This is a genomic window from Bacillus sp. BP-3, from assembly GCF_028401955.1.
Taxonomy (GTDB): domain Bacteria; phylum Bacillota; class Bacilli; order Bacillales; family Bacillaceae_G; genus Bacillus_A.
In genome coordinates this window covers 205,736-218,579 of the sequence record NZ_JAQOTJ010000004.1, presented here as the reverse complement: position 1 = coordinate 218,579, position 12,844 = coordinate 205,736, and the positions used below count along the sequence as shown (strand labels likewise).

The following is a 12,844-nucleotide window of genomic DNA, read 5'->3' as shown; positions in this document are numbered from 1 at the left end:
TTAAAAGTACGCAGGATGAAGTCTTTCAACTGTTACATGGCGGCAGAAAGGAGGCTGTTTATGGATAAGAAAGTTACAGAAGCTGTTGAAGCACTTGCGCAGCCAATTGTCGAAGAGCTTGGTCTTGAGCTTGTAGATGTAGAGTATGTGAAAGAAGGAAAAGATTGGTTTTTACGCGTAGCCATTGACTCTGATACAGGAGTAGATATTGAGGAATGTGGTGCGGTAAGTGAGCGGTTAAGTGAAGCTTTAGATAAAGAGGATCCAATTCCTCATCTTTACTTTTTAGATGTATCCTCTCCAGGAGCGGAGCGTCCATTAAAGAAAGAAAAAGATTTCCACCAAGCAGTAGACAAACAAGTCGCAATTAAAACATACGAGCCAATTGATGGTGAGAAAATGTTTGAAGGCAAACTACTTGCATATGATGGAACAACAATCACATTACTATTAACAATTAAAACACGTAAAAAAGAAATCCAAATTCCAATGGATAAAGTTGCCAATGCGCGACTTGCAGTTACGTTTTAGTAAGAAGGGGGATCTTCATGAGCACTGAGTTGTTAGATGCTTTGCTCGTATTAGAACAAGAAAAAGGTATTAGCAAAGATATTATTATTGATGCTATTGAAGCAGCTTTAATTTCTGCTTACAAACGAAATTTCAACCAAGCGCAAAATGTTCGCGTTAGCTTCAATCCTGAAGTTGGTACTATTCAAGTATTAGCACGTAAGGATGTAGTGGAAAGTGTATTTGACCCACGTCTTGAAATTTCTGTTGAAAAGGCAAGACATATTAATCCAAACTACCAAGAGGGCGATGTATTAGAGATTGAAGTAACGCCAAAAGATTTCGGCCGTATTGCAGCGCAAACAGCAAAACAAGTTGTAACGCAGCGAGTACGTGAAGCTGAACGTGGCGTGATTTATTCTGAGTTCAGCGACCGTGAAGAAGACATTATGGTTGGTATTGTACAACGCCAAGATGCTCGCTTTATTTATGTAAGTTTAGGGAAAGTAGAAGCACTTTTACCAGTAAGCGAGCAAATGCCAAATGAACAGTACAAACCTCATGATCGCATCCGTGTTTTCATTACAAAAGTAGAGAAAACAACAAAAGGACCGCAAATTTATGTATCACGTACGCATCCAGGTCTTTTAAAGCGTTTGTTTGAAATTGAAGTACCAGAAATTTATGATGGAACTGTAGAAATTCGTTCTGTAGCACGTGAAGCAGGAGATCGCTCAAAAATCTCTGTCTACTCTGAAAATGTAGATGTAGATCCAGTAGGTTCTTGTGTAGGACCGAAAGGACAACGTGTACAACGCATCGTAGATGAACTAAAGGGTGAAAAGATTGATATTGTTCGTTGGTCAGATGATCCTGTTGAATATGTAGCAAATGCACTGAGTCCATCACAAGTTGTAAAAGTGCTTGTAAACGAAGAAGAAAAAGCAACTACTGTAATTGTTCCAGATCATCAGCTTTCCTTAGCAATTGGTAAACGTGGACAAAATGCGCGACTTGCAGCAAAATTAACAAATTGGAAAATTGATATTAAAAGCGAGTCTGATGCGAAACAACTAGGACTTTTAACAGAAGAAGATATGATGATCGCATTCGATTCTGCTGAAGATGAAATCGAATAGAGGTGATGAACATGAGCAATCGAAAAGTTCCGTTACGAAAATGTGTGGTAACACAAGAGATGAAATCAAAACGCGAGCTCATTCGCATTGTTCGTTCCAAAGAGGGAGTCGTGTCAATTGATTTAACAGGTAAACAATCAGGACGCGGTGCATATTTGTCAAAAGATAAAGAATGCATTTCTCAAGCGAAAAAGAAAAATGTTTTGGAACATCACCTAAAAGCGAAAATTGATGACTCTCTTTATGAAGAGCTAATCGAGCTTGTTGAGAAGGAGTCGAAGTAAGTGTCCAATTGGAAATCGTTTTTAGGGCTGGCTAATCGGGCCCGAAAGATTATATCGGGTGAAGAACTTGTTTTAAAAGAAGTTCGAAGTGGTAAAGCAAAGCTCGTATTGCTTTCTGAAGATGCGTCAGCAAATACAACAAAGCGCATTACGGACAAAACAACGTTCTACAACGTACCAATGAGAAAGGTCGAAAATCGACAAGAATTAGGGCATGCGATTGGGAGAGAAGAACGAGTCGTTGTAGCGGTGTTAGATGACGGCTTTGCTAAGAAGCTGCTTAGCATGCTCGATACAACTTACCGGGGGTGAAGGTATGAGTAAAATTCGAGTATATGAATATGCAAAAAAACGCAATATCTCAAGTAAGGATATTATTACAAAACTAAAAGAAATGAATATAGAGGTTTCTAATCATATGGCGATGTTAGATGATGAAGTAGTAAACAAGTTAGATAATCAATATAATGATGGAACAGAAAAACCTTCTGTTGCAGATGAGTTTGAAGTAGAGGAAAAAGTTGTTCGCAGCAAAAAGAACAGCAATAAGAATAAGAAAAAAGGCAAAGGAAATCAAGACAAACGTCAAGAAAACTTTGCTGGAAGACAACAAACGCAAGTAGTAGAAACACCAGACAAAATTACTTTCTCTGGCACGCTTTCAGTAAGTGAACTTGCGAAAAAATTAGGCAAAGAGCCGTCTGAAATTATTAAAAAGCTCTTTATGCTTGGAATCATGGCAACAATTAACCAAGATTTAGATAAAGATACAATTGAGCTAATTGCTAGTGATTACGGTATTGAAGTGGAAGAAGAAGTAATTGTTAGTGAAACAGAATTTGAAACGTTTATGGACGAGCAAGACGATGAAGAAAACTTAAAAGAACGTCCAGCTGTCGTTACAATTATGGGACACGTTGACCATGGTAAAACAACATTACTTGACTCTATTCGTAATTCAAAAGTAACTGCTGGTGAAGCGGGCGGAATTACGCAGCATATCGGTGCATACCAAGTCGAAGTAAATGACAAAAAAATTACATTCCTAGATACACCAGGTCACGCAGCATTTACAACAATGCGTGCACGCGGTGCGCAAGTTACGGATATTACAATTCTAGTTGTAGCAGCTGATGACGGTGTTATGCCACAAACAGTTGAAGCAATTAACCATGCGAAAGCAGCTGGAGTACCAATTATCGTTGCTGTGAATAAAATGGATAAACCATCAGCAAATCCAGACCGTGTAATGCAAGAGTTAACTGAGTACGAATTAGTTCCAGAAGCTTGGGGCGGCGATACAATTTTCGTACCAATCGCAGCTATTAAAGGTGAAGGAATTGACAACTTGTTAGAAATGATTCTTCTTGTAAGTGAAGTAGAAGAATATAAGGCAAATCCAAATCGCTATGCAACTGGTACAGTAATCGAAGCACAGCTTGATAAAGGTAAAGGAACAATTGCGACATTACTTGTTCAAAACGGTACACTTCGAGTAGGAGACCCAATCGTTGTTGGTACATCATTCGGCCGTGTTCGAGCGATGGTAAACGATATTGGTCGTCGTGTAAAAGTTGCTGGTCCATCTACTCCTGTTGAGATTACAGGTTTAAATGAAGTACCACAAGCAGGAGACCGCTTCATGGCATTTGCCGATGAGAAGAAAGCGCGTCAAATCGGTGAAGAACGTGCACAACAAGCATTGCTTGCACAGCGCGGTGAAAAATCTAAATTAAGCCTTGAAGATTTATTCCAACAAATTAAAGAAGGCGATGTAAAAGAAATTAACTTGATTGTGAAAGCAGACGTACAAGGTTCTGTGGAAGCAATGGCAGCATCACTTCGTAAAATTGATGTTGAAGGCGTAAAAGTAAAAATCATCCATACTGGCGTAGGTGCAATTACAGAATCTGATATTATTTTAGCTTCTGCATCTAATGCAATTGTAATCGGATTTAACGTACGTCCTGATGTCAATGCGAAGCGTACAGCTGAATTAGAAAACGTTGATATTCGTTTACACCGTATTATTTATAAAGTAATTGAAGAGATCGAAGCAGCAATGCAAGGTATGCTAGATCCTGAATTTGTAGAAAAAGTAATCGGTCAAGCGGAAGTTCGTCAAACATTCAAAGTAACGAAAGTTGGAACAATTGCAGGCTGTTATGTAACTGATGGTAAAATCACACGTGATAGCGGCGTACGTATCATTCGTGATGGCGTAGTTATTTTCGAAGGCCAACTTGATACGTTAAAACGTTTCAAAGATGACGTAAAAGAAGTTGCCCAAAACTATGAGTGTGGTATTACAATTGAAAGATATAATGATCTTAAAGAAGGGGACATCATTGAGGCGTACATTATGGAAGAAGTGAAGCGATGATTATCGCTTCACTCTCATTCGAATGTATAGTCTATGATGTGCATTCTTTAAAAGAGAAACGAGCAATTTTACAGCGTGTTTTAACTCGTGTGAAACAGCGCTATAATGTATCTGTTTCAGAAGTTGGGCATCAAGATGTATGGCAACGTACAGAAATTGCGATTGTTTCCGTATCCTCAAATCGTGTTATCTGCGAAAAAGAAATGAATCGTGTACTTGCCTACATTGATTCATTTCCTGAAATTGAACGTACGATAACACAATTGGAATGGTATTGAATGAGGTGATTAGTTATGAAGCTACGTGCAAATCGCGTGGGCGAGCAAATGAAGAAAGAATTAGGCGAAATTATCAGTCGCAAAATTAAAGATCCACGTATCGGTTTTGTGACGGTAACAGATGTGCAAGTAAGTGGGGATTTACAGATTGCCAAAGTATATATTTCTGTTTTAGGAGACGAAGAACAGAAAGAAAATACATTAAAAGGTTTAGCGAAGGCAAAAGGCTTTATTCGTTCCGAAATTGGACAACGTATTCGTCTTCGGAAAACACCTGAAATCTCCTTTGAATTTGATGAGTCGATTGGATACGGTCATCGAATTGATACACTTTTACATGAAATTAATAAAGACGGTAAACGTGAAGAATAATGGATAGACATTTGTCTATCCATTTTTTCAATCTGAAGTAAGTTCGGCGTACAAAAGTATAACGATGAGGTGAATATATGGAAGGTGTAGTATTATTACATAAACCAAAAGGGCTGACATCACATGATTGTGTATTTAAATTAAGAAAAATATTAAGAGAGAAACGTATAGGGCACACAGGGACTTTAGATCCAGATGTGACAGGGGTATTACCAATTTGTGTAGGACGTGCTACGAAAATTGCACAATTTTTAACGAGTGAAACAAAAACGTACGAAGGGGAAGTTACGCTAGGATTTTCAACCACTACAGAAGATGCTTCAGGAGAAGTGGTTGAAAAGCAAGATGTCAATTGTGTTATTACGCGTGAGGAAGTAGAATCTGTATTAGCAGGCTTAACGGGAACAATTGAACAAGTACCACCAATGTATTCAGCTGTAAAAGTAAATGGAAAGAAGCTGTACGAATATGCGAGGGCGGGAATAGAAGTAGAGCGTCCTGTTCGTACAATTACCATTCATGAAATTATTTTACTTGATAACCGTGAATTATTTGAAGGAGAGACAATTTCCTTCCGTTTTCGTGTGACTTGTAGTAAAGGAACATACGTAAGAACATTAGCTGTGATGATTGGGGAAAAACTTGGATTTCCGGCCCATATGTCCGATCTTGTAAGAACAGCATCAGGAGAGTTTAAATTAGAAGATTGCATATCATTTGAAGAGATTGAACAAAACGTGCAAAATGGAACAGTGGAATCTATCTTCATTTCGATTGATGAAGCATTATGTAAGTTTCCAAAAATGATTGTAAGTAGGGAACAAGCAGAAAAAGTGAAGAATGGTATGTTTTTACCGAATAAAGAACAAATAACAGCACCGTTCATTACAGTTTTTGATAAAAATGAACACTGTTTAGCAATATATGAACATCACCCAAAACATCAAGGTATGTTGAAACCGATGAAAGTACTTGTGAATAATCAAGAGTTACAGCTATAATTAATAATTGGAAGGATTATTACAGAAAAAGGTGAATTCAAGCGTGAAACTCATTCATTTAACTCATCCACACGAACAAAATAAAATAGAATTACCATCTACTGTAATGGCATTAGGATTTTTTGATGGTATTCATTTAGGGCATCAACGTGTGATTCGAACAGCAAAAAAAATAGCGGATGAAAGAGGATATAAAAGTGCTGTCATAACATTTCATCCACACCCATCTGTTGTGTTAGGGAAAAAAGAAGCGCATGTTGAGTATATTACACCGTTATCTATTAAAGAAAAAGTAATTGCAGATTTAGGGATTGATATGTTATATGTGGTGAAATTCGATAAATCATTTGCTGGATTACTGCCACAACAGTTTGTAGATGAATATATTATTGGGCTAAATGTAAAGCATGTAGTAGCAGGTTTTGACTATTCATATGGACGTTTAGGAAAAGGGACGATGGAAACTTTACCATTTCATGCAAGAGGGGAGTTTACACAGACCGTGATCGAAAAAGTTGAATTTCAAGAAGAAAAAGTAAGTTCCACGGCATTACGAAAACTGATTCGAAATGGAGAAATGGAACAAATTCCATCTATTTTAGGTAGAGCTTATACAGTAGAAGGAACGGTTGTGCACGGAGATAAACGTGGACGTCAAATTGGCTTTCCAACAGCTAATGTGGCTTTAAGTGATGAATATCTTTTGCCGCCTGTTGGTGTATATGCTGTTAGAATGAACGTGAATGATGAGTGGCATGAAGGTGTATGTAATATCGGATATAAACCTACTTTTAAGGAAAATGAAAAGCAGCTTTCTATTGAAGTGCATCTTTTTGAATTTCAGCGCGATATATATGATGAGTCTGTTGTTGTAGAGTGGCATATACGCATTCGTGAGGAAAAAAGGTTTAACGGAATTGATGAATTAGTTGCACAAATTGCAAAAGATAAGAGAACGGCAGAAGATTATTTTAGCCATACAAATAATATACTTGCTTTTTCTAATGAAAAGTAGTATTCTATCTTATGTACTTTACAATAACCATTGCTTGGCATTACGACTCACCGACGTTTGCTAGGTAACTGGGGATATATTACTTAGGAGGTGAAATAGGATGGCTTTAACACAAGAGCGTAAAAATGAAATCATTGCACAATTTAGAACTCATGAGACTGATACTGGTTCTCCAGAAGTTCAAGTTGCTGTCCTAACGGAGCAAATTAACACTCTAAATGAGCACTTACGTACTCACAAGAAAGATCATCATTCACGTCGCGGTCTTTTAAAGATGGTTGGTAAACGTCGTAACTTACTTACTTACCTTCGTAACAAAGACATCACTCGCTACCGTGAACTAATCACAAAGCTTGGATTACGTCGATAGTCAAAAAAAGCGGGAATATTCCCGCTTTTTTGTTAGGTAAAAATATATCTTCTACTCTTGATAGCCTACTGTATTTTCGGTAATACTAGAGGAAGAATATTGTGATATATTATCCATTTACATAGAAGAATTGAATATTTTAAATTGAGAGGGGCACTTAAATGAGTCAGGAAAAGCAAGTCTTCTCGATAGATTTGGCTGGTCGCCAGCTAACAATTGAAACAGGTCAGCTTGCAAAACAAGCAAACGGAGCAGTTTTAGTAAGATATGGCGACACAGCGGTTCTATCTACAGCAACTGCATCAAAAGAGGCAAAAAGTGTAGATTTCTTCCCACTAACAGTAAACTATGAAGAACGTTTATATGCAGTAGGGAAAATTCCAGGTGGCTTTATTAAACGTGAAGGTCGTCCAAGTGAGAAGGCGATTTTAGCGAGTCGTTTAATCGATCGTCCAATTCGTCCACTTTTTGCTGATGGTTTCCGTAATGAAGTACAAGTTGTCAGCATTGTTATGAGTGTAGACCAAGATTGTTCTTCAGAAATGGCAGCTATGCTTGGTTCTTCATTAGCATTATCGATTTCGGATATTCCATTTGAAGGTCCGATTGCTGGTGCGACAGTTGGTCGTATTGATGGTGAATTTATTATTAATCCAACAGTTGAACAACAAGAGAAGAGTGATATTCACCTTGTTGTTGCTGGAACAAAAGATGCGATTAACATGGTAGAAGCTGGTGCAGACCAAGTGCCTGAAGAGACAATGTTAGAAGCGATTATGTTTGGTCATGAAGAGATTATACGTTTGATCGCATTCCAAGAAGAGATTGTACAAGCAGTTGGAAAAGAAAAAACAGAAGTTCAATTATATGAAGTGAACGCTGAGCTTGATCAAGCTGTACGTGAAATGGCAGAGCAAGATATGCATGCAGCGATTCAAGTGCATGAAAAACATGCGCGTGAAGATGCAATTAATGCAGTGAAAAAACGTGTTATCCAGTACTATGAGGCGCAAGAAGCTGATACTGAAACATTAGGACAAGTAAATGAAATCTTATATAAAATTGTAAAAGAAGAAGTACGTCGTCTTATTACAGTTGAAAAAATCCGCCCAGATGGACGTAAAAGCGATGAAATTCGTCCTTTAGCATCAGAAGTAGGGATTTTATCTCGTACGCATGGTTCTGGTTTGTTTACACGTGGACAAACACAAGCATTAAGTATTTGTACATTAGGTGCATTAGGCGATGTGCAAATTTTAGATGGTCTTGGTGTAGAAGAGTCAAAACGCTTCATGCATCATTATAATTTCCCATCCTTTAGTGTTGGTGAAACAAGACCAATGCGTGGACCAGGACGTCGTGAAATTGGTCACGGTGCATTAGGTGAACGTGCTCTTGAACCTGTTATCCCATCTGAAAAAGATTTTCCATATACAGTTCGTCTTGTATCGGAAGTATTAGAATCAAATGGTTCTACTTCTCAAGCAAGTATTTGCGGTAGCACTTTAGCGATGATGGATGCAGGTGTTCCGCTTAAAGCACCAGTTGCTGGTATTGCAATGGGACTTGTGAAGTCTGGTGAACACTATACAATTTTAACAGACATTCAAGGTATGGAAGATCACTTAGGTGATATGGACTTTAAAGTAGCTGGTACAGCTAAAGGTGTAACAGCACTTCAAATGGATATTAAAATTGAAGGTTTATCTCGTGAAATTTTAGAAGAGGCATTGCAACAAGCTAAGCTTGGTCGCATGCACATCTTAGATCATATGTTATCTGTTATTGCTGAACCTCGTAAAGAGTTATCCAAATATGCTCCAAAGATTGTTACAATGACAATCAATCCGGACAAAATCCGTGATGTGATTGGGCCAAGTGGAAAGCAAATTAACAAGATTATCGAAGAAACAGGCGTGAAAATTGATATTGAACAAGATGGTACAGTCTTTATTTCATCTATTGATCAAGAGATGAACGAAAAAGCGAAGAAAATTATCGAAGATATCGTTCGTGAAGTGCAAGTAGGTGAAATTTACTTAGGAAAAGTAAAACGAATTGAAAAATTTGGTGCTTTCGTTGAATTATTCAGTGGTAAAGACGGTCTTGTTCATATTTCTGAACTAGCACTTGAACGTGTAGGGAAAGTAGAAGATGTTGTGAAAATCGGTGATGAGATTTCAGTAAAAGTTATCGAAATCGATAAACAAGGTCGTGTAAACTTATCTCGAAAAGTATTGCTTAAAGAAGAGCAGGAAAAAGAAGCTGCAAAACAAGAGCAAGAGCAAGAGCAAGAGCAAAAACAAGAGCAAGAATAAGAATAAGAATAAGCAAAAGCTAAGGGATTCCCTTAGCTTTTTTATTATGTAAAAAACCTTGGGATATATCTCAAGGTTTTTTTGTATATAACAGAGTATAGTTTTAATGAGAACGTTTAAATTAACAATGATAAGGAAAGAAACTGTTGACTATTTTAGTTTAACGAGGTGTACATCAAAAGAATAGAAGGGAAATCAGACTAACTATTAGTCAGCGAATGAAAGGTCCTTGACTGATGGGAGTTTTACTTTACTGGAGGTTGCTTTATGAAAATTCGCATTATTTTACTTATAGTTATATTATGGTTCTCCGCTATGCATGTTTCAAATATATCATATGCAAAAGACCGTTTGTATGAGGAAATTGAAGAAAAAGCAAAAGTGTATGCGATTCCAGCGCAAGATGCATGTATTGATAAAGTGTGGAAAGCGACGCCAGGGTATAATGGGAAAGAAGTGGATATACGAACTTCTTATGAGAACATGAAGAAGCGGGGACGTTTTGATGAGAAACAATTGGTATATCGAGAAGTATCACCAAAAGTACATTTAAGAGATCTATCACCTGCACCTATTTATAGGGGGAATCCGAGCAAAAAAATGATTGCACTTACCATTAATGTTGCTTGGGGGAATGAATATCTTTCACGAATGTTAGAAGTACTGCAAAAGCATAATGTGAAAGCAACTTTTTTTCTAGAGGGAAGATGGGTTAAAGAAAATTTACGTTTTGCAAAAATGATCGCAGATGCTGACCAGGAAGTGGGAAATCATTCGTATACGCATCCTGATATGAAAACTTTGTCGGTATCTGCAATTCATGAACAATTACAAAAAACGAATCAAGTTATTGAAGCAGCAACAAATCAAAAAGTGCGTTGGTTTGCACCACCAAGTGGTAGTTTTCGTGACGATGTTGTTCATGCTGCTGCAAAATTGCGCATGGGGACAATTATGTGGACAGTGGATACAATTGATTGGAAGCATCCAGAACCGCACGTATTACTACAGAGAGTGTTAAATAAAGTACATCCCGGTGCCATTATTTTGATGCATCCAACTTCTTCTTCGGCAGAATCGCTTGATGCATTGATTTCAAAGCTAAAAGAAAAAGGATATACTGTAGGCAACGTATCTGCTTTAGTAGATGAAAAGCGTATTGATTAAACACATTTGCATGACATTCGTCTTTAAACTTGTTATGATTATATAATAGAATCTTTTAACAGAAAAATTGTTAATAGGAGGAAGGCTTTTGATCAAAAAATATACGTGTAAAAATGGAGTAAGAATCGTAATGGAACATATTCCAACAGTACGTTCTGTTGCAATTGGAGTATGGATTCATGCGGGATCACGAAATGAAAACGAAAAAAATAATGGGATTTCTCACTTTTTAGAACACATGTTTTTTAAGGGGACGAAAACACGTAGTGCTAGAGAAATTGCAGAATCCTTCGACAGCATTGGCGGGCAAGTTAATGCGTTTACATCAAAGGAATATACATGTTACTATGCGAAAGTGTTAGATGAGCATGCGAAATACGCACTTGATATTTTAGCGGATATGTTCTTTAATTCAACGTTTGTTGAAGAAGAATTGAAAAAAGAAAAAAATGTTGTGTTTGAAGAAATTAAAATGTATGAAGATACGCCAGATGATATTGTACATGATATGTTAACAAAAGCAACGTATGAGACGCACCCGCTCGCATATCCTATTTTAGGAACAGAGCAAACGCTTGAAAAGTTTACAGGCGATACACTTCGTGAATATATGAAGGATCATTATACGCCAGAAAATGTCGTTGTTTCCATTGCTGGTAACATTGATGAATCATTCGTTCAAATCGTTGAACAATATTTTGGAAGTTATGAAGGAACGACAAATCGTGAACAAGTACATAACCCTATATTTCATCCAAATAAAGTAGCACGCAAAAAAGAAACAGAACAAGCTCATTTATGTTTAGGATTTAAAGGATTGCAGATGGGCGATGAAAGTATTTATAATCTGATTGTATTGAATAATATTCTAGGCGGCAGTATGAGTAGTCGTTTGTTCCAAGAAGTGCGTGAGCAACGCGGGTTAGCATACTCTGTATTTTCGTATCATTCTTCTTATGAAGATTCAGGTATGTTAACAATTTACGGAGGAACGGGCAATCAGCAACTAGATATGTTGTACGAAACAATTCAGCAAACACTTGATACATTAAAAAATACAGGTATTACAGAAAAAGAATTACTTAACAGTAAAGAGCAACTAAAAGGAAATCTTATGTTAAGTTTAGAAAGTACAAATAGCCGAATGAGCCGCAATGGTAAAAATGAATTACTTCTAAAAAAACACCGTTCTTTAGATGAAATTATCGAAAGTGTAAACAGTGTTACAAAAGCAGATGTAGACACATTGATTCGTAATATGTTCACAGATGAGTTTTCTGCGGCGCTGATTAGTCCAAATGGAGAGCTTCCAAAAGGGATAAAAAAATAAAGTGAAACTTCCATCAGTGGGGATTTTACTGCCCGTTAGTGCGGGATAAATATCTATAAAAAGCCGTTTCTTCATAATAAGAAACGGCTTTTTAATTTGCATTTATATATCCATTTTAATCTCTCGGCATATAAGTCGCTGCTATGGAGAACTCAACATGGTCGCTACGGGCTTTCTTCTTTTGTGTTAAACCTTGCATCTGACCGTTTCTATGCACGACCAGATGCTCTCGTTCCTTTGAAAAGAAAAGAGGTTATTAACTTTTATATAGGTATTTTTTTCTGAAGTCTAGAATAGGTACTTAATATAAAAGATATCTTCTAATTAAAGTGTTATGTAAGGAGAGGATGGAATGCGATTAAGTGAACTAAGCGGAAAAGAAATTGTTGATCTACAGCGTGCGGAACGAATGGGAGTACTAGGGCATGCCGACTTAGAGATTGACGAGAAAGACGGAAAGATTCAAGCGCTCATTATTCCAGTTGGAAAATGGGGTGGATTTAAACGAGGTCAACAAGAGGTTAGGGTAGAGTGGAGTAGAATTAAAAAAGTGGGGCAAGATATGATCATTTTTGATCTTGCTAATTATTCTGATTTTAATTAAAAGATGACCATTACGGTCGTCTTTTTTATTATGGAAATCTATAGATATAAGTCATTCTTACTTTATTGTTTTC

The 12,844-nt window shown here is 37.1% G+C and carries 14 protein-coding genes; all 14 read left to right on the top strand.

Features of this window, described 5'->3' with window-relative positions; genetic code table 11:
- Positions 1-60 precede the first annotated feature (60 nt).
- The gene (gene rimP, locus PLX19_RS08790; protein ID WP_272188139.1) at positions 61-531 is read left to right on the top strand and encodes a ribosome maturation factor RimP; all 471 of its coding nucleotides are present in this window, start codon (positions 61-63) and stop codon (positions 529-531) included.
- 17 nt (positions 532-548) lie between these two features.
- The gene (gene nusA, locus PLX19_RS08785; protein ID WP_272188138.1) at positions 549-1,649 is read left to right on the top strand and encodes a transcription termination factor NusA; all 1,101 of its coding nucleotides are present in this window, start codon (positions 549-551) and stop codon (positions 1,647-1,649) included.
- A gap of 11 nt (positions 1,650-1,660) precedes the next feature.
- Positions 1,661-1,933, top strand: a complete 273-nt coding sequence (rnpM, locus tag PLX19_RS08780; RefSeq protein WP_020059150.1) for an RNase P modulator RnpM — start codon at positions 1,661-1,663, stop codon at positions 1,931-1,933.
- Positions 1,934-2,245, top strand: coding sequence for a YlxQ family RNA-binding protein (locus tag PLX19_RS08775; RefSeq protein WP_272188137.1), 312 nt, complete (start codon positions 1,934-1,936; stop codon positions 2,243-2,245). It begins immediately after the preceding gene.
- Positions 2,246-2,249: 4 nt separating this feature from the next.
- On the top strand, positions 2,250-4,316 hold the full coding sequence (gene infB / locus PLX19_RS08770; RefSeq protein ID WP_272188136.1) for a translation initiation factor IF-2: 2,067 nt from the start codon (positions 2,250-2,252) through the stop codon (positions 4,314-4,316).
- The gene (locus PLX19_RS08765) at positions 4,313-4,594 is read left to right on the top strand and encodes a DUF503 domain-containing protein (protein WP_242219474.1); all 282 of its coding nucleotides are present in this window, start codon (positions 4,313-4,315) and stop codon (positions 4,592-4,594) included. Before infB ends, PLX19_RS08765 begins: the two co-directional genes overlap by 4 nt.
- A 15-nt stretch (positions 4,595-4,609) precedes the next feature.
- Complete coding sequence (gene rbfA / locus PLX19_RS08760; RefSeq protein ID WP_035428960.1) at positions 4,610-4,966, top strand: 30S ribosome-binding factor RbfA; 357 nt, start codon at positions 4,610-4,612, stop codon at positions 4,964-4,966.
- A gap of 77 nt (positions 4,967-5,043) precedes the next feature.
- Positions 5,044-5,967 carry a tRNA pseudouridine(55) synthase TruB gene (gene truB / locus PLX19_RS08755; protein ID WP_272188135.1) on the top strand — a complete coding sequence of 308 codons (924 nt, stop codon included), beginning with the start codon at positions 5,044-5,046 and terminating at the stop codon, positions 5,965-5,967.
- Between the two features lie 43 nt (positions 5,968-6,010).
- On the top strand, positions 6,011-6,982 hold the full coding sequence (gene ribF / locus PLX19_RS08750) for a bifunctional riboflavin kinase/FAD synthetase (RefSeq protein WP_272188134.1): 972 nt from the start codon (positions 6,011-6,013) through the stop codon (positions 6,980-6,982).
- A gap of 100 nt (positions 6,983-7,082) precedes the next feature.
- Positions 7,083-7,352, top strand: a complete 270-nt coding sequence (rpsO, locus tag PLX19_RS08745) for a 30S ribosomal protein S15 (protein WP_035428957.1) — start codon at positions 7,083-7,085, stop codon at positions 7,350-7,352.
- A 161-nt stretch (positions 7,353-7,513) separates the two neighbouring features.
- The gene (pnp, locus tag PLX19_RS08740; RefSeq protein WP_272188133.1) at positions 7,514-9,670 is read left to right on the top strand and encodes a polyribonucleotide nucleotidyltransferase; all 2,157 of its coding nucleotides are present in this window, start codon (positions 7,514-7,516) and stop codon (positions 9,668-9,670) included.
- A gap of 267 nt (positions 9,671-9,937) precedes the next feature.
- Complete coding sequence (locus tag PLX19_RS08735; protein ID WP_334313759.1) at positions 9,938-10,837, top strand: polysaccharide deacetylase family protein; 900 nt, start codon at positions 9,938-9,940, stop codon at positions 10,835-10,837.
- A gap of 88 nt (positions 10,838-10,925) precedes the next feature.
- Entirely contained in the window at positions 10,926-12,167 is a 1,242-nt protein-coding gene (locus PLX19_RS08730; RefSeq protein ID WP_272188132.1) for a M16 family metallopeptidase, read from the top strand.
- A 352-nt stretch (positions 12,168-12,519) separates the two neighbouring features.
- On the top strand, positions 12,520-12,771 hold the full coding sequence (locus PLX19_RS08725; protein WP_272188131.1) for a YlmC/YmxH family sporulation protein: 252 nt from the start codon (positions 12,520-12,522) through the stop codon (positions 12,769-12,771).
- Positions 12,772-12,844: the final 73 nt, after the last annotated feature.